The organism is Lewinella sp. 4G2 (genome assembly GCF_001625015.1).
Taxonomy (GTDB): domain Bacteria; phylum Bacteroidota; class Bacteroidia; order Chitinophagales; family Saprospiraceae; genus Neolewinella.
Window position 1 is genome coordinate 458,861 of record NZ_LVWJ02000014.1, and the last position, 18,265, is coordinate 477,125.

14 protein-coding genes and 1 tRNA gene are annotated in these 18,265 nt (G+C 56.2%); 3 read left to right on the forward strand and 12 right to left on the reverse strand.

The genetic code is table 11. The annotated features are described in order from the left end of the window. Positions 1–241: 241 nt before the first annotated feature. Positions 242–514, reverse strand: a complete 273-nt coding sequence (locus tag A3850_RS03405; protein WP_068214214.1) for an HU family DNA-binding protein — start codon at positions 512–514, stop codon at positions 242–244. 165 nt (positions 515–679) lie between these two features. Between A3850_RS03405 and A3850_RS03410 the strand changes: the two genes are divergently transcribed. After that, positions 680–859, forward strand: coding sequence for a hypothetical protein (locus tag A3850_RS03410; protein WP_068214216.1), 180 nt, complete (start codon positions 680–682; stop codon positions 857–859). A gap of 69 nt (positions 860–928) precedes the next feature. Here the strand turns inward: A3850_RS03410 and A3850_RS03415 are convergent, their stop codons facing one another. The 10 genes from A3850_RS03415 to A3850_RS03455 all read right to left on the reverse strand — a co-directional run bounded on the left by A3850_RS03415 (position 929) and on the right by A3850_RS03455 (position 13,916). Continuing rightward, on the reverse strand, positions 929–3,571 hold the full coding sequence (locus A3850_RS03415) for a DUF5916 domain-containing protein (protein ID WP_068219371.1): 2,643 nt from the start codon (positions 3,569–3,571) through the stop codon (positions 929–931). Positions 3,572–3,718: 147 nt separating this feature from the next. Then, entirely contained in the window at positions 3,719–4,369 is a 651-nt protein-coding gene (locus tag A3850_RS03420; RefSeq protein ID WP_068214218.1) for a GIN domain-containing protein, read from the reverse strand. Positions 4,370–4,410: 41 nt separating this feature from the next. Continuing rightward, a complete protein-coding gene (locus A3850_RS03425) occupies positions 4,411–5,094 on the reverse strand; it encodes a GIN domain-containing protein (RefSeq protein ID WP_082921593.1) in 684 nt (227 codons plus the stop codon). Between the two features lie 98 nt (positions 5,095–5,192). Beyond that, positions 5,193–6,332, reverse strand: coding sequence for a glycosyltransferase (locus A3850_RS03430; protein ID WP_068214222.1), 1,140 nt, complete (start codon positions 6,330–6,332; stop codon positions 5,193–5,195). Continuing rightward, on the reverse strand, positions 6,332–6,622 hold the full coding sequence (locus A3850_RS03435; RefSeq protein WP_068214223.1) for a GNAT family N-acetyltransferase: 291 nt from the start codon (positions 6,620–6,622) through the stop codon (positions 6,332–6,334). Before A3850_RS03435 ends, A3850_RS03430 begins: the two co-directional genes overlap by 1 nt. A 150-nt stretch (positions 6,623–6,772) precedes the next feature. Beyond that, the gene (gene rpoN / locus A3850_RS03440; RefSeq protein WP_068214225.1) at positions 6,773–8,275 is read right to left on the reverse strand and encodes an RNA polymerase factor sigma-54; all 1,503 of its coding nucleotides are present in this window, start codon (positions 8,273–8,275) and stop codon (positions 6,773–6,775) included. An 883-nt stretch (positions 8,276–9,158) separates the two neighbouring features. Further along, positions 9,159–10,532: a trigger factor gene (locus A3850_RS19185; protein ID WP_197493976.1), complete on the reverse strand. Its 1,374-nt coding sequence runs from the start codon at positions 10,530–10,532 to the stop codon at positions 9,159–9,161. A gap of 95 nt (positions 10,533–10,627) precedes the next feature. After that, a tRNA-Leu gene (locus A3850_RS03445) sits at positions 10,628–10,709 on the reverse strand. Between the two features lie 120 nt (positions 10,710–10,829). Further along, positions 10,830–12,062: a metal-dependent hydrolase gene (locus A3850_RS03450; protein ID WP_068214227.1), complete on the reverse strand. Its 1,233-nt coding sequence runs from the start codon at positions 12,060–12,062 to the stop codon at positions 10,830–10,832. A 72-nt stretch (positions 12,063–12,134) separates the two neighbouring features. Next, positions 12,135–13,916, reverse strand: coding sequence for an ABC transporter ATP-binding protein (locus tag A3850_RS03455; RefSeq protein ID WP_068214229.1), 1,782 nt, complete (start codon positions 13,914–13,916; stop codon positions 12,135–12,137). Between the two features lie 65 nt (positions 13,917–13,981). Here A3850_RS03455 and A3850_RS03460 point away from each other — a divergent pair, with 65 nt between their 5' ends. Then, a complete protein-coding gene (locus A3850_RS03460; protein WP_068214230.1) occupies positions 13,982–15,316 on the forward strand; it encodes a serine hydrolase in 1,335 nt (444 codons plus the stop codon). 832 nt (positions 15,317–16,148) lie between these two features. Then, positions 16,149–16,796 carry a CPBP family intramembrane glutamic endopeptidase gene (locus A3850_RS20545; protein WP_068214232.1) on the forward strand — a complete coding sequence of 216 codons (648 nt, stop codon included), beginning with the start codon at positions 16,149–16,151 and terminating at the stop codon, positions 16,794–16,796. Between the two features lie 55 nt (positions 16,797–16,851). Here A3850_RS20545 and A3850_RS03470 read toward each other — a convergent pair whose 3' ends face one another. After that, positions 16,852–18,165, reverse strand: a complete 1,314-nt coding sequence (locus tag A3850_RS03470; protein ID WP_068214234.1) for an aminopeptidase P family protein — start codon at positions 18,163–18,165, stop codon at positions 16,852–16,854. Positions 18,166–18,265 lie beyond the last annotated feature (100 nt).

Here is an 18,265-nt window from a genome sequence, read left to right on the forward strand (position 1 = left end):
GTTAAAGGAGACAAAGGGGGAAAGGAGGGATGCGCTGCGCGCAACTAGGGGTTTGTTTCGCAAAGAAGATTAAGGGGGAAGAGACGACTGAGACGAGCAGCACTGGTCTGGCGGAGCCACATCCCCTTATCCTTCTTATCCTCCCTTGCCTTCTTGTAGAAAACACCCTCCTCCCAAAACGAACAGTGGCCCACCTTCCAAAGAAGATGAGCCACCGTAGCTTTCGATCGTGCGATCAACCTTAGTTCAGGCTATCGCTCAGTTTCTTGCCGGGCTTGAACTTGGCAACCGTCTTGGCGGCGATGCGAATCGTCTCACCAGTACGTGGGTTGCGGCCGTCGCGCGCGGGGCGCTCGTTGGCAGAGAAGGTACCGAAACCTACGAGGCTTACGCTGTCGCCAGATTTCAGTGCATCCTGGATGCTTTCGAGGGTAGCGGCCAGTGCTGATTCAGCCTGGCTCTGCGTGATGTCTGCTTTTTCGGCAATGGATGCCACGAGTTCTCCTTTGTTCATAGTAGTAGAATTTTAAGGGGGATGGATTAAAAATGTCTAGCAAATATTGACGTTGGAGCGTGAACCCACAACAATTCTTGCTAAAAATGTGATTTTTGAACGTTTTTTAGGTCAAAACACCGGTTTCTACCGTTGTTTAGCCATCAATAACAGTCACTACAACGCATGAGAGCTAAGCGTGTTTACCTCCTGAGCCTTTTGTTTATCGCGCTTTCCTGCCTTTTCGTGAGCAGCTGCAGCCGTAAATCCGGGTGCCCCGCCGTCGATAAGATCAACAACAAAAAGGTCAAAAAGAAAAACAACACCAATCTCTTCGATAAGAAGACGAGACGGAAGATGGGGTAAACAGTCTGTAGTCTACAGTCTGTAGTCTATAGCGCTGCAGACTGTAGACTACGGACTATAGACTTCCCCTCACCGCACCCACCGGTAAGCCGCTTTCACCAAAAACGTATTCCGAATCTCCGAGTCAAACAGATCCGTCGCGAAGGTCTCGTACACGTTCTGGCTCGGGTCCGCCCCACCCGTCACGCCCTGCTGCCAAACGAAGAAGAGCGTCGAGCTCGGCCGGTACTCCCAGCGAAAGACCAGGTTAGACCGAAACTGCACGAAATTGAAATCCGGGTCGTCAAACGTATAGTCCACCGCTCGGTCCAGGTTATCATCTACGGAATACACGCCGGCCTCCTCATTAAAGGAAACCTGCCCCTCCGCGTACCGGGGGAAGCGCTCCGTGAAGTCCCGCGCGTCCGCATCACCTAGGCGATTGAAGTCGGTATACGTCCCCCGCGTAATGAAGGGTTGGGCGTAGTACTGCACGGTGAAGTCTGGCGTCAGGTTATATATGGCCCGCACCGTCAGCGTGAGGGTCTCGTTTTCGATCCGGCCGTGTACGTAACGTTGCTCTCCATCTACTTCCTCAATACTGATAAATTGGTCATTCCGGCCGCCCCAGTTGTAAGTGGGTTCAAAACTCAGGCCCAGGGCGTCGTTAGCTTGCCAACGGACTTCAAAACCGGCACCCCTCCCCCACGTATTGCCATCGTAAGAGCCGCCGCCCCGGCCGAAGAGGGCGAGTGTAACCGGCTTGCGTTCATCCGACCGCACAAAAGCCCCCGTGAAGAAGCCCGGTGAGCGGCGCAGTAGCGGCCCACCCCGCAACGCATTCTTATTTACGTCCTGCTGTTCCAGGTTGAGGAAAACCCGGGCGAAGGAGAAATTCTTAAAGGTGGCGTTATAGTTCGTGTTGTAACTCCGCCCCAGAGAGGAGCCGTCAAAATCCCACCCGAAGTAAAGGTTATGGTTCCACTGCCGGCGGTTGAAGATGCCCTGCGGTTTCCGCCAGACCCTGGCCCCCCAGGCAAAAGCGTTGATCTGGTCGGTATTACTCAGAAAGCCAATGTCGTTCAGCTCCAGCCCCGGACTGCGGTAGGTGGCACCGGCCTCAAAGATCCAATCGCCGGCGAAATTGCCCACCGTTACCGTTCCGCCCGTTCCGGCCAGGCTGCGCAGCGTCGTATCTACTTCAAGGTGGTCCGCATCCGGCCGTTGGAAGAGGTGCTCGAAGGAGCGCTGCGTCCGGGTAATGGCTTGCTCCGTCCCCCGCACCTGGCTGGCGAGGAGATTAGCGCGCAGTTGCCAGGCCCGGTTCTTCCAGCGGTGAACGAGGTCCAGCCCCCCGGAGTACGCCGCGTCGTGCAGGAATTGCAGATCCTCCAGCCCCTCCAGGTCGCGGTTTACCGACGTCAGAATGACGCCGATGCTGCTTTGACGGTCGTTAAAATCTTGCTGCACCCGGCCTACGTTGTAGCTCGTCAGTGGCTCCACCACCTGCCGGCTTTCTTCGTCGATGTCGATGATGTCCGCGATTTCGCGTTCGGTAACGGAACTCAACAGACCGAGCGAAAGGCCACTCTGCGTCTTTCCACTCACCTTCGCGGCGCCCAATATGGTCGTATTCTCGGGTTGCTTCACGTAGCGTCCGTTCACCGGGTCGCCCTGCACAAAACGGCTGGGCGTGCCCCCGATCCGGCGGCTGTAAAAAAGTAGGTCCCCCGTATAATTTCCACCCGCCTCCGATTGAGTGAGGCGATAGTCGAAGATGTTGGCGTTCTCCACGAAGAAGGGCCGCTGTTCCCGGAAGAAAATTTGAAACCCATCGAGATTGATGGCACCCGGGTCCGCCTCCACTTGGCCAAAGTCTGGGTTCACGGTAAAGTCTACGGCAATATCGTTCGTTATGCCGATCCGGCCATCTACGCCCACGCTGGCGCGGGTATCCGTCTTCCGGTCGAAGGGGTCATTCGCGTCAAAATCACCACCAGTGCGGAGTTGGGTCAGTACGTAAGGTTGAATTTCCAGCGGTTTGCGGGCCTTTACGCCTTCGATACCCGTAAGCGTGCCGAAGCGGCTTACCCAACCATTTTCTGCCTGCTTTACCGGGGCCCAGCTATCGCGTTCTCCTTCGCGAAAATTCAGGCGCGTCACCTGCAGGCCCCATTTCTGGCTGGGGTCCTTCCCGAAGCGGAGCTGGCTGAAGGGAATCCGCGCTTCCACGGTGTAGCCCAACGAATCCTGGCGGGCCTTCATAAACCAGAACGGGTTCCAGTTGCTGTCCCAATTATTCCCGTCGTTGCTGATAAATTCATCCCCCCGCACGCCGCTCACGGAGCTGGAAAAGGAGAATCCGGTTCGCTTATCGTTGAAGCTGTCGAAGTTGATCTCTACGTAGTCGCCGGGAAAATCATCGCGCCGGCCCAGTCGTGCTTCAATCTTCTTCGGCTCGTCGTCAAACGCCCGGTAGGCAACGTACAGGTTCTTCTTGTCGTACAAGATCTTGAACCGCGTTTCCTGAGAAACGGGCGCCGCATCATCGGGCTCCACCTGGTAATTCAGATCGGCCCACGGCACCTGGTTCCAGACGGTGTCGGAAATGTCGCCGTCAATCGTCGGGGCTTCCCCCACCAGGCGTTGGGTACTGTAGGTCGGAGCCTGGGCACTCAGCGCGGGTAGGCCAAGGAAGAAAATGGCCACGGTGGCCAGGGCGGAAAAACGCATGCGGGTAGGGCTGGGAAGTTGGATGCGGCTATCCACCCGATGGATGAGGGCGCTGCCGCAGGTGCAAAGGTAATTGGAAGGGGACCTAACCCCCGAACCCATTGACCGTCCGTTAACGTCTCGCAAATACCTTTAAAGTGGAGGGACTTACCGTACCCGGGAAGCTCCGCTTGACTCAACATCAATGGAAGCACCCCCGGAGACCCGGACCGAACTCGCCCCACTGGCGTTACCCCGTACGTGATCCGAAGCGTTGAGTTTGACGGAAGAGGCTCCCGCCACTTCAATCTTGGCTTGCTCCACTGGGATTCCCGTTAGGTCAATACTTGCCGCACCGGAAGCATTCAGGTCCACCATCCCCGCCCGGGAATCCTTAAAGCTTACGTTCGTGGCGCCGGACACATCCAGCTCAATTGACTTCCCTGCCTGCTGGAAGCCTTCGATCACCAAGCGAGAGGCACCTGACCCTCGCACTTCCTTGAGGTAGGGCATCACGACGGTAGCGCGCACGGTTGCGTTGTTGTAGCTGTAGCGCGATTTCATTTTGATGACCAGGCGCTCTCCTCTGACCTCGGTTTCAACGTGGTCCACCAAGTTGTCGTCGGCGGTAATTTCCACCCGGTAGGCAGATCCGTAAGTAATCGTAGCCTGAACTGCACCAGAGATATCTAGCCCACTAAAGTCATCCAGGGAACGCTCCTGCTTGATCAGTTTACCGGAGCCCACGACGGAGCGTTGGGCGGTAACGGACAATGAGAAAGCAAAAAGGAGTAAAAGGAGTGCGGAGAAACGAGTCATGGCAGTTGAATTTACGGAGTTTAAAGGAGCTAGGAGAAGAATCAGTTTGCATCTACGACGCTGGACGATCCCGAAGTAGCCACGGTCACCTCTGGGTTATTGCGGTAACGCACCGTAGAGGAACCCGAGACTTCTCCGGTGAGTAGTTCCTCCACGTTGACTTCCAGTGTGGAGGACCCCGAAAGATCTACCGTAGCGGAATTAACCAGGGACGAAAAGCAGAAAGCCTCCGACGCGCCGGAAAGGTTGACGTTCAGATCGTCGAAGACCGCACCGGTGATGGTTGCCTTTGCTGCGCCTGAGAGATCGACCGATAGATCACTATTGGTTTGGGAGAAGGCGCCAATATCATAAGTCGTGGCACCGCTTCCATTGATACTATTGAGGGAGGGCATCGTAATTGTAGCCAGCAGCGTCACGTTACGGACATTGTTGGCATCTACGGAAATGTCCAACTCGCCATTGTTGACCTCCGTCTCTACCATATCCATCACGTTGTCGTCGGCCGTGATTTGGACCGTAAACGGGGTGCCGTTAATAACGGTTACCTCGGTGCTACCGGAGACACTAATTCCCGTAAATGCAGGCACGTCACGTGTTTCGGTAATCAGGGTTCCGGACCCCACGACGCTCCTATTGTTGTCGTCATCCTCACAGGAGGCCAACAGGAAAAGAGAGAGGGCTAGTAGTACGTAGGTACTTAATTTAGAAGCAACAGAAAGCATATTAAATAAGTGTTTAGTAGGGTTCCTTCAGGGATCAAAGACGGAACAAGAATTGCGGGGTTGCACCTCCTGGAAAAATTCTCTTTAGCCCTGATACCCTACCACTCCTTCCGCCCAACCCCTCCCGCTAGCGCGAGGTACAAATACGCCGGCCCCACCCAGGCGTCAAAGAAGGCTACCCAAGAGATTAGCCCGATCCAATTACTCGGTCCTTGCTCCGCACCCGCGGCAGCGCCCGAATGATCAGCTTGCCTTAATTGTTGGAAAGGTGACGCGTAGGCAAAAACTTGCACGATAAGGCGCAGGAGGTAAAGCGTAAGCACCGGCCAAGCGTGACCCTGCAGGATTGCAGCAACCCCCAAAAGGTAGAAAAAACCGTGGCTAGCCGCCAATAACGTGAGGGCCGCCGCCACCCCCTTCGGGTAACGAACGCCCGTGGATTGATGGCGCGCCCGCTGCTTCAAATAAGCCGACCAGGTAGGTTGTGGGTGGCTGAACGCCCAGGCCGCCGCCGTAGTAACGCTAGCCGTGGACGAAGCTTCAGCGTTCCCACTCACGAGCAAATCATCGTCGCCGCTCGCAACGTCGGCGTGGCTGGTGAAGCCGCCAGACCGCTCAAAAAAGGAACGGGTGTAAGCGAGGTTGCGGCCGACGCCCATGTAGGGCAACCCCCGACGCGCAAACCCCAAATATTTGAGGCTGACGTATACCGATTCAAACTGCTGCCACCGGCTCAGGAGAGATTTGGAGGCCAAATAAGGAGATACGCCCAGGGTTAATTCTTTCCCATCGCGCAACGGCTGCGTCATGGACCGCAACCAGTCCGGACTAGCCGGCACACAATCCGCATCCGTCAACAACAAGTGGTCGTGCCGGGCGGATTGAATGCCAAAGGAAAGCGCATCTTTCTTGCCGGGGCGCGTAGGACCAGGCGTGACTAAACGGACACGGGGGTCGGACGATAAGAACGGCTGGATGGCTGCGACGGAATCATCCGTGGAATTATCGTCCACCAGCACCAATTCGAATTCAACAGCGTACTGCTGAGCCAAAATCTTATTGACGAGGCGCGCGAGCGTAGCCGCTTCGTTGCGAAAACAGACAATCACGGATACGGGTGCTGGCTGATCCAGCGAATCGACTTTACGTTGGGCTTTGGGCCGGTAAGCGCTCGCCAGCACGAAGAGCCAATAGGCCAATTGAACGACGGCGGCCAGCAAAAAGAGGGCAAGGACCACTAGATCTCAGCGACGATGTCGCTCCATTCCGGGTGGCGTTCCAGGTAGGCCGCGACGAAGGGGCAGTACGGCAGTACCATCAGACCCTTGTCCTTTGCGTGTTGGAGGGCAAAAGCCACGAGGGCGGAGCCGAGACCCTGGCCCTGCAATTCATCAGGCACTTCGGTGTGGACGAGCGCGATCCGCTTACGGCCCAAGCGATAATCTAAAATGGAAGTTTGGGAGCCGCTGACGATCTCGAAACGGAATTCATCTTCGTTGTTGACGACCTGGTCGGTGGGGTTAGGCATGGTAAAAGTTTAGGGGCGTGGCTGAAAACTGTTGTGGGGGGGACTTGACTTAAACGCTGGCTAATATAGGCCGATTGAGCGGGAGGCAAAATTTTACGCCCTGATGGCCGCGCAAACGGGATACGCACGGCTGACTGAAAGCGCCAGTCTCTAGAGCTCCTTGCGCAATCTGGCGACCGGCAAGCCAAGTTGCTCCCGGTATTTAGCGACCGTCCGGCGAGCTATCTCGTATCCGCGTTTGGCCAGTTCCTTTTGCAGGGTTCCGTCCGCGAGTGGTTTGCGTTTGTTTTCCTCGTCGATGATGCTTTTGAGCACATCCTTGATCTCGGTGGTGCTGACTTCCTCGCCCTCCTGGTTGGTCATCCCTTCACTGAAGAACTCGCGCAGGCCGTAGGTCCCGTAATCCGTCTGGACGAATTTGCTATTGGCTACCCGGCTGACGGTACTGATGTCCAACCCGGTCATGGCACCGATATCCTTCAGGATCATGGGCCGCAGATCCTTCACGTCCCCGCTGCGGAAAAAGGCTTCCTGGTAGCGCATGATGGCGTGCATGACCGAATAAAGCGTCTGCTGCCGTTGCTGAATAGCTTCGATGAACCAACTGGCGGAGTCAATATTCTGGCGGATGAACCCCGCCGCCTGCTTCTGCGCCAGGGTAAGTTTGCCGCTGGCCTTTTGTTTCTCGCGGTAGTCGCGCAACATCTCCTGGTAGTGGTCGCTCACCTTCAGGTCCGGAGCATTGCGGGCGGTGAGGCTGAGCTTGAGCTCCCCATCCTGAGTGGTAAGAACGAAATCCGGTACCACGGTGCGCGCTCCCCGCCCTCCGGCTACCCCACTGAGCCCGCTGGCGGGTTTGGGGTTGAGACGAAGGATCTCTTTAAGGGCATCCCGCAGCTCATCCTCGTCGACGCCCAGTTTGTCGATGAGCTTATCGTAGTGCTTCTTAGAAAAAAGGTCGAAGTGCTCCTTGATGATGCGTTGGGCGAGGACGATGTCCGCAAACCGCATATCATCAATATCATCACCATTATCCACCTTGTGGTTGATTTGGATCAGGAGGCACTCTTGCAGGTCCCGGGCGGCAATCCCGATGGGTTCCAGGGTTTGGACGACGGCCAGCACTTCACGGATGCGCTTGACGGGTACGTCCAGGTTGGCCCCAATGAGCAGGTCATCCGAGATGGCGGAGAGCTTGCGTTGGAGGTAGCCGTCCCCGTCCAGGTTACCGATGATCTGTTGGGCGATCAGGCGGTCCAGCGGCGTTTCGAATTCTACGGCGTTGAGTTGGTTCTCGAGGTGTTCGAGAAAGCTCGTTTCGTCCGCCGTATAGCTACCGGGGGCGGCGTAGTCCTCGTCTCTCTGGCTCTTCTGGTTGTAGCTGGTGGGGTCGTCCTCCAAGTATTGCTGGAAGTAATCGTCGTCGTATTCAGAGTTGCGTTCCTCGGCTTGCCCTTCGCCGTCTCGTTCCAGGCGGTCTTCCTGCCGCTCGCGTTCTTCGGGCGGGGCTTCTTCCAGCGTCGGGTTCTTTTCCAGTTCCTCCTTGATCCGGGCTTCCAGTTGGCCGATGGGTAGCTGCACCAACTCCATCAACTGGATCTGGCGGGGGCTGGCCGTCTGGGATTGCTTCTGCTTAAAGTTTTGTCCGATCATAAAGGCGAGGAGCGGTGGGGAAAGGCGAAGGCATCTCCCCTGGGTGGTTTATGTACACTTGGCGCGGGGGGGTGGTTCGTTGGTGGCCTTCGTATTCCTGGGCCGGCGAGTATAACAGGGTGTAGCCTGGCGGTTTGGATTTTCCCTTGGCTTCGGGGTGCCTCCGGCGGTTGCCAGGGAGGAAGCGGAGGAGGTGGAGTGGCCGAGGCTTTTTAGCAGAATTTTTTTCGCAGGAGAGGTAGAGCGAAGGAGAACTAGAGGCCTGCGGCGCTATTTCGCAGGAGTTGGGGAGGTTGGGGAGCAGGAGAGGCCTGCGGCGCTGTGTTACCTGCCCGCCCCGAAGGGTCGGCCTGAGTAGCGATGGCACACCGTTAGGTGGCCCATTCTACGAATGAGAGGTTGGGAGCAAACGACGGAATTGTTTCGCAGGAACTGGTGAGGTTGGGGAGTAGGAAAGGCCTGCGGCGTTATTTCGCAGGAGTTGGAGAGGGTGGGGAGCAAGAGAGGCCTGCGGCGCTGTGTTATCTGCCCGCCCCGAAGGGTCGGCTTGTGTAGCGATGGCACACCGTTAGGTGGCCCATTCTACGAATGAGAAGTTGGGAGCAAACGACGGAATTGTGTCGCAGGAGCTGGTGAGGTTGAGGAACAGGAGAGGCCTGCGGCGCTATTTCGCAGGAGTTGGGGAGGTTGGGGAGCAAGAGAGGCCTGCGGCGCTTTGCTACAAGGGATCCCGGTAGGGATCATCATGATAGCCCAAGTTCAAGACGGCGCAGCCGTTCGACCCCGGGTTTTCGTTAATCAAATCCCTCCAAAAAAAACGCCTTCACCCCAAAGTGGGATGAAGGCGTCTGACAATCCCGACCGGAGGTCGGAAACCGGAAATTTACTCCTCCTCGGCGGCAGCCGGGGTAGGGTTATTCTCCTCATTAAATTGCTTGATCACGTCATTAAACGCATCCGCGTCAACGCTGATCTCGTTCAGGGTCACCTTATCGCGTAGGGCGGCCATGATCTTCTTTTCGATGGCGTTGCTGGAGAGTTGGTTCCGTTGCTCTTCGTCCTGGAGGGCGCGCTGGACGTAGCTTTCGATGAAGTCGTCCGTCAGGAAATCGGGGCGCTGGCCACCGAGCATCTGCATGAGGGCCTGGACGGCTTCTTCCTTGATGTCTTCGTACTCGAGCTTGATCTCTTCGTCGGCGGCAAACTTGTTGCGGATGAGCATCCAGCGAACGCCCCGCTCGAAGAGGTCGTAAGGGGTGTCTTCACCCTTATTGACTTCGCGCATGAATTCTTCGGGCAGCTCCATCGTAGTGTTCTCCACGAGGGCTTTCTGGATGGCGAAGTTGGCCATTCCGTCCGCCTGCTGCTGGAAGCCGGCGGACTGCTTAGCAACGATGTCGTCACGCAGTTCACCTTCGGTGGCGACGGCGCCGGAGGGGTCGTACTCCTTGAAGAAGTCGGTCGTCATCTCTGATGGGGTGACGCGGGTGATGCCGTCGATCTTCACGTCGAAGGACTTACCGGTGATGTCGGTGTCCACGTCTTCCAGGTCGAGGAAGTACTTCTTCACGTAGGTATCGGTGCTGTCGTTCTCCAGCGTGGAGAGGTCAGCAACGGTGACGGTGTCGCCAATCTCCTTACCGAGGAAGAGTTCCTTGGATTCGTCCGTCAGCGCGTCGAGGTACAACTTGGTGGAGTTGGTGATCTTCTCTTCCACGGGGCCGGCTTCGGTGAAGGTGACGCTCAGTACGTCATCCTCGCCCACGGCGCCTTCGGTGAGTTCCTCGCTCTTACCGGCACGCTTGAGCATACTGGATACGGCCTTGTCGATATCTTCGGTGGGGACGTCCAGTACGTAGTAATCAATCGCCTCATTGGGGATCTCGTAGCTGAATTCCGGTTCGATGGCCACTTCGTACTTCAGGGAGAGGTCCTGCACGTTGGAGGCGGTGATCATCGGGGTACCCTCTTCCTCGATGGGGCGGGGGCTGAAGATCAGGTCGATCTTGTTCTCTTCGATGTAGCCGAAGAGGGATTCGCGTACTTCGTTATCGAGGATCTGGCCCAGGATGTCGTTACCCATCATCTTACGGAGGGTGGACATGGGGACCTTCCCCTTCCGGAAACCCTTCATGCTGACCTTACCCCGCTGCTTCTTCAGCTCGGCGTTGATCTTCTCGTTGAGTTCTTGCTTTGACATGTCGACGGTGATCTTACCGAGGACGTCGCTGGTTTTTTCGAAACTTACGTTAGGCATGTACTGCGTTGTTTTTTCCGGTTCTGCCCGTACCTGGGTTACCGGGGAAAAGAACGGCCCACCCGAGGGCGAGCCGTAATAACTTGTAAAAAGTGTGCGGGTGAAAGGACTCGAACCTTCACGCATTGCTGCACTAGATCCTAAATCTAGCGTGTATACCAATTTCACCACACCCGCGGAGAATTTGCGCTAAAGCGGGGCAAAAGTAAGGCGTTTATTTGAATGGTGCAAGGCACTAGTTGCGAGTATCAAGTTGCAAGTGTCGAGTCTTGCAACTTGATACTTGCAACTCGCAACTCAAACTCCTTGCAGCCGCTCCCACAATTTCCCCAACCAAACGGAGGGTTCCATCTCCTCCCGCGGGCCGGCGAATTCCTGGACGACTTGTACCGGCCGGCGCGTCGTATCCAACCGCCAGCTGAAGATGTAGGAGGTGGGGTCATTTGGATCATCGGCGATGAGGCCGTAGCGGAGATCGTTGACCTGCACCGTCCCGGCACTTTCGGTCGGGATCACCCCGTAGTATTCTTTCGTGAACCAACGGAGGATACGCACGTCCCGGTCCTCCACGTAGGGGGCGATGAGTTTGTGGTTGCCGTCGATCCGGATGAAGGGGGCGAAGTTCCGTTCCTGGTCGAAGAGGCTGTACTGGCTGAAGTAGTAGATGCCGTCCGCCCCCTTCGCGGTACCGGACCACAGGATGTTGTTCAAAATGGATGGGGAAACCACTCGTTGCTCCGCTACGATCCCCCGGTCGGCCAGGGTATCGTCCATCACACTTTCCACGTTGAAGTAATTCACCACGGTCAGCAGCAGGTACGCGGAACTGAGGATGAGCCCCGCGGTGTTGAGTTTCCTTCTTGCCCCCGTCCCCTGCACCCGCGTCCGCGCCCAAATGAGGAGGATGAGGAAGGGAATGGTGTACAACGGGTCCGCTACGGAAATGGTGTTCCAGGCGATGCGGCTACTGGCGAAAGGTTGCAGAAATTGAGTGCCATAAGCCGTGAAACAATCCAGCAAGGGATGGGTAACGATGGCCGCAAACGCTAGCCAGGACCAACCCCGCCAACCGGCGTTCTGCAGCACGTCCGGAAAGCCCCGCAACCAGCGCAGGCCACCCACGCCTAGGAAAATGGCGGCGAAAACCAGGGTGATGACCAACGTGATTTGCGGGACCTTATATACTTCAATTGGCATCAGCAAGGACCCAACCGTGAGCAACACGTAGAACGCCACCAGCAGGATCGGGAAGGCCGCCCGCCCCGGCACCGGCCCCTCCTTGCCCCCGTAAAAGCGGTGAATCGCCAGCCCAACCAACGGCGCAGCCAGCAACGCAAACGGCAAACTGTGGGTAAACGCGCGGTGGTACGCCAGCGCACTCATCGGGTCGCTGACGGCGTTGGCAAAGACGTCCAGATCCGGCAACGTACCACAAATGCCACCCCACAACATGGCCCGGTTGCCGACCTTGCGGCCCAGGACGGCTTCGCCGACGGCGGCACCAAGTACGATTTGAGAGAGGCTGTCCATATTTCTAGTTGGGTAGTCGGGTAGTAGCGTAGTCGGGTAGTGCGTCGGACTACCCGACTACCCGACTACGTACTACCCTACTATTTGCTTGTCGTACAAACTCCTGAAAGCCCCGCTAGTTGCCAGCAGTTCCGCCAAACTGCCTTCAGCGGTGACTTTACCGTTCTCCAAGTAGTAAATGTGATCGAAGAAACGGAGCAGATGCAGGCGGTGAAGGGTACTCACGATTGTCTTCTCGGGGTAGGCGGCGAAGAGGCGTTCGTAGACGTCGACTTCGGTTTTGGGGTCGAGGCTCGAAGTGGGTTCATCGAGTAACAGCAAAGTGGAGGATTGCGCGGCCAGCAAACCCCGGGCGATGCTGAGGCGCTGCCGCTGGCCACCACTCAGGTTGGCACCGCCCTCGGCGAGGAAAGTATCGAGACCGGATTCTGCCGCTTCGATCACTTCGGCGAGGACGGATACTTCGATGGCGTGCGCAATCGCCGCTTCCGCGCGGGGCAGGCCCATCGTGAGGTTGTTGCGGAAGGTATCTTCGAAGATCTCCGGGGTTTGGGGGATGAGCGTCGTCTGCTCGTACAGTTCCGCTGCGTTCTTTACGGGTGCCCGGCTATCGAAACTGATCTCGATCCGCTCGGGTGGGTAGAGGCCGCGGAGGGTGTAGAGCGCCGTCGTTTTACCGCTGCCACTGGGGCCGATGAGGGCGATCCGTTTACCACGAGGCAAGTTGAGGTGGAGGCCGTGGATGCCGCCACCGTCCTGCCCGTACCGGAAGGTGAGGTTTTGCACGGTGAGGCTTTGCCAATCCCGGTTGAGGTGACCACTGAGTTGGGGCCGGCTCTCGCGCGCCGCGTCGGCGTAAATGGGTTCGATGGCGGAGAGGTCCGACCGGAATTTGATGATCTGGTTATACTGCCCCGTCAGGTTGAACAGCATGCCGGTGAATTGATTGACGTAGCCGACGAGCGTCACGAGGCCACCAATCAGGAAGGCTTCCCCCGGGGTGTAGTTCAGGTACACGTAGCCAAAAACCAACAGGCAGTACATCACCCCGCTCTCCACCGCAACGGCGAACCACTTAAACTCGTTGATTTTCGTATTCCGCAGGAAGGGCGGCCAAATGTTAGCGATCCGCTTTTTAATCACCGCTGCCGTTTGTGCTCCGAGGCGGAGCGTCTTTACGGTAATGATGTTTCCCAGGTTATCGGTCAGGCTGGCCAGCAGGTCGTTCTCCCGGTCGTTGGTTTCTTGGTTGGCTTTGATGATGGGCCCGTCAAAGTAGAGCACGGTGAGGAGGATGATGACGCCAAACACCCCGGCGATCGCCCCGAACAGCGGGCTGAAGTAGATGATGGCGCCAATCGCGATCGCCATCCGCGCCATCGTCTGGAAGTAGGCGAATCCATTGTCAAAGAACCCCTTCAGCGCCTCGTAAGCCTTGCGGGCACGGTTGATCGTATCCCCACTGTGATGTTCCCGGTGCCAGCCGAGGGGCAGGTGGACGATCTTGTCGTAACTCTCCAGTAACAGGCGCTCACCAATTTCGAAAGCCATTTTGCGCTCCATCAACCGCGCCGGCCACTGAAAAGCCCAGGTGACCAGGATAATGCCCAGATAGGCCAGCACGTAATAAAGGCTGCCGGTGATCAGGTCGCCCTCCCCTACCTGCAGGAAATTGACGAAGTAGCCCCAGAAGATCGGTTGCAGCGAGACCACCAGGTTCACGCCGGTAAATAGCGCGTAGATGAGCAGGTAACGCCCGCGCATCCCGGCCGCGTAGGTCCAGGCCATCTTCAGCAAGTAGCCGTAGGGGTTCTTGGCGAAGATGTTGTTCAATTTGCTGCGCAACTGGGTCATCGTTTGCGAAGGTAGAGTTTGGGCTATTCGCGAACGCTAATCCGCCGCGCTATTACCTTTAACGCATGTCCGTCACAACCCGCCGCCGCTGGCTCGCATTTTTTGCCGTTTTAATCGTCGTCCTGTTCGCCGCCTTTTTGTGGGTGCGGCCCCTGCTCAATATCGGTGCGGGTTACGCGGCCAAGCACGCCTGCTCCTGCCACTTTTTGCAGGGACGGGAGCTGGGGGAGATCAGTGAGCAGGACCTTAATTTTTCCGTCCTCGGATACGCTTCGCTGTCCGCCAGTGAAGATCGGGTTAAAGCTACCTTTTTCGGCCTCGTGCCCCGGGTGGCCGTATTTCGCCCCGGCATCGGCTGTACGCTCATCAACGACGATCTGCTCCCCGTCAAGGACGTGACCAAGGGCGCTGCCGCAGGTGCCTGGGTAGAGGGGCAAGTAGAAGATGCGGTACAACTCCGCGGTGAATACCAGAATGCGGTTGACCTGGGAATGGCCCCGGTGGAAGGGGGCGGTGCCCGCGGGATTGTAATTATGCACAAGGGAGAAATCGTAGCGGAGGACTACGCCCCGGGCTACGGACCCCGCTCCCCCCTCCTCGGCTGGTCGATGACCAAATCACTAACGGGCCTCGCCCTCGGCGCTTATTACCACCAACTCGATTCTCTGGATAAGCCCTCGATTGCGGATTTCGTCAACCAAAAAAACCTCTATCCAGCGTGGTCTGGCGACGCCCGGGCGCAGATCACTTTGGCGGATCTCCTCCACATGAACTCCGGCCTGGGCTGGAACGAGGGCTACGGCAGCCTGTCGGACGCCACCATCATGCTCCACGAGCAACCGGACATGGCCGCCTACGCCACCGGGATGCCCGCCCTCGAGCCCACCGGCGAAAACTGGGTCTACTCCAGCGGCACCACCAATATTCTGGCGGATTACCTCGACCGCAAGGTCCGGCCCCAAGGCATGAGCGCCCACCAGTTCATGCAGGTGCTCTTCTCCCCCATCGCCCGTACCCTCTTCGTGGAGCCGGACCAGGCCGGCAAACCCGTTGGTAGCTCCTACGGCTGGGCGACGGCGAGGGATTGGGCCAGGCTCGGCCAATTCATGCTCCAGGATGGTGTGTGGAATGGCGATACCCTCGTCGCTCCGGGTTGGATCGATTTCATGCGCGAACCCGCGGTGGGCAGCGACGGCATCTACGGTGGCCAACTCTGGCTCCCCGGCCCGGACATGCCTTCCCTACCCAAGGATGCCTACATGATGCGGGGATTCCAGGACCAACGGGTCTTCGTCATCCCCTCCCTCGAGTTGGTCATCGCTCGTCTAGGGCATAACGTGGATAAGCGGACGGATTTTGATGGGCTGGTGGGGGCAGTTATGGAAGTGGTAGAACAATGAGATAAATTTTTATTGCCGCGAACAAAAATCAGGCCTCTAGCAGTTATTAAGGTGATTGAATTATTTAGCGCTATTTAATACAAAAGGGCAATTGAACACCTAATTGTAAACGTTCAAATCAATTCACTTAAATTGAAAACACTAATTAAATACCTATGCGTCCTAGTTTCTTTGCTAGGACTTACAAGCTGTTCCGAGACAGAAACCGTAATTAGCGCGCCGCAGGAAAGCGTGCAGTTGCGAAGTCAATCTACCGGCAATGTTTTTATTAATGAAAATATTGCAATAATTGACCACCGAGTTCGCATAACATCTCCGAGTACTTTTGTGCATGAATTCGTTCTTGCAAATGTAGACCAAAACAAAGTCTTCCCTAGTCAGATTGAGTTGAACGGAGAGTTCTTTGTAAAGCAAAATAATAGCACTAGCGGTTACGGCATTTATGCATCCACTACCCAACGGTCAATTCCATCAAACGTAACTGTACCTCCAGTTACGCTATTTTCACTGTGGAATAGAGCGGGAGTAAGCAGTGAGTTCTCTAATTTTGGCGAGCTACAGTCGATTGCGGCTGCTTACAATCCACCCGATCATGTCGAGGATACGACTTGGGATGGAACACCAGACATTCAAGCATTTGGTCCTACAGGTACTACTACATGTAGAGTCAGTTTCTTCGAGGAAGATTGCGGATGTTTGGCCTCTGAGTGGGGCTGGACAGACACTTGTATCTGTCTCCACCTAGATGAATGCACTACTGATTTTGGGTGGGAGTGGTTCTAGAACTTCATAATCACAACGCTAATGCCATCGTATCAAATTACTTGATACGATGGCATTATTTAATTGTAATAGGGTGAGGCCAACTATAAAAATATTGTCAATAGTTTACGTATTCGCTATAGCTGCCGCTGTAATTAGCAGTTATATAGGGGCCAATTACACACTTCCCAAAACATACGGATTCCTTTATAGTATATCCGTGTATTTTATTTTAACCTCAACTACTTTATCATTTAAAAATAAAGGATCAGCATTATTTACTGCCAATTCCATTTTTTGGATTACTACTTCCATCCTTATCGGCATATACTACGTTGCCAACCACAATCACTTCTGGAATGCATCCAGCATATGGAGCTACGTTATTTTTATCAGAATTTTTATGGGTGCATTTTTTGAAGAACTTCTATTCCGGAAGTATGTTGTTGACTATTTGTATGATGCCAAATATTCGGTGTTACTCACGGCGATTTTTTCCACGCTACTATTTTCTGTTTTCCATTCGGTTAACTTGTTTAAAGCTCCACTCGCCGCTGTGATAAATCAGATGGTATACGCCTTTATTATGGGCGCCCTTTATTTCCTTTCAAGAAGGGTGACTAGTTCGTGGGCAGCTGCAATTCTTCCGCATCTATTATCCAACTTAGCATTAGGATCATATGCCTATTTTGACTTGGACCAATATTTATTGCAATAATTGATATCTCTTACGGGCACCTATAAAGGTGACGCTGCATGTACTTTAGTTTGTGCTACAGCACCCGACTCCCCTCCCCAGTAATTACCACATTATCCTCCAACCGGATGCCACCGAAGTCGCGGTAGGCCTCCAGTTTGCCGAAGTTGATGAATTCGGCGCAGGTCCCCTCCGCTTTCCACCGGTCGATGAGGGCGGGGATGAAGTAAATGCCCGGCTCAACGGTGATGGCGAACCCTTCCCGCAGCTCCCGGCCGAGGCGCAGGTTGCGGGTACCGAATTGAGTGGAGCGCTGGGTTTCGGCGTCGTAACCCACCAGGTCTTCGCCAAGGTCTTCCATATCGTGGACGTCCAACCCAATCATGTGGCCCAGGCCGTGCGGCATAAACAGGGCGTGGGCGCCGGCGGCTACGGATTCGTCCGGGTCCCCTTTGGTGAGGCCCAATGCCTTTAACCCATCAAAGATGAGGCGGCCGGCCTGGTCGTGCAGCGTCCGGTTTTGGATGCCGGGTCGGGCGTTAGCGATGGCCTCCGTTTTAGCTTGGTCGACGATTCGGTAGATCTCTTCCTGCTTTTTGGTCAAAGGCTGTCCGACGGAAAAGGTCCGGGTGATGTCGCCCGCGTAGCCACTCGTTGCTTCGGCGCCGGCGTCGATGAGCAGGAGGTCACCCTTTTGCAGGACGTTCCCGTGGTAGTGGTTGTGCAGGATCTGCCCGTTGCGGGTGACGATGGCGGGGTAGGCCAAGCGGCCGCCACCGGCGATGGCCATACCTTCGATGAGGCCCGCCGTTTCGTGCTCCAATTGGCCGGGGGCGGCGTGGGCTTTGGCAGCAGCGTGCATCGCCAAACTTGTCTTTACGGCAATCGACATTTGCTCAAGCTCCTCCGCTGACTTTACGGACCGCAATGCGATCACCGCCCTAATCAGTCCTTCGTCCGCACCTGCGTCAGCGCCCAGATGTTCTTTCAGAAAAGTAACCCGCTCCGCGCGGTAGGGTGGCAGGAATTTGACATCCCGCGCATAGGCTTTCAGGGTAGCAGAGAGCTCGGCTAGCGTGCCACCGCGTTCGGCTCCAATCTGCTGGGCCAGCTCGGCGACGCTCGGTTGCTCCCCCATCCAGATGACGTGGTCGAGGCTGATGTCGTCCCCCCAAAGCCGGCTGGCGCCGGTCGCCGCGTCGATCGTGAGGGCCAGATCCGGCAAGTTGTGGCCGGCGAAGTAGCGGAAGTTGGAATCCTGGCGGAAGGGATAGGCATTGTCGGTGTACCGCATCGGCGCCTCCCGGTTCCCGGGCAAAAAGATGAGTCCGGTTTGGACGGATTCGGCAAGTTGTTGGCGGCGGGTGGCGTAGGTGGCTGGGGGGAACATGGTGGGTTGATTTTCTGCAGGAAGATAAAGAGGGAAAGGAGGGGGAAGAGGTTTTTTGCGCTGCGCGCATATTTTCGCTCGGGTTTCGCAAAGAAGTTTA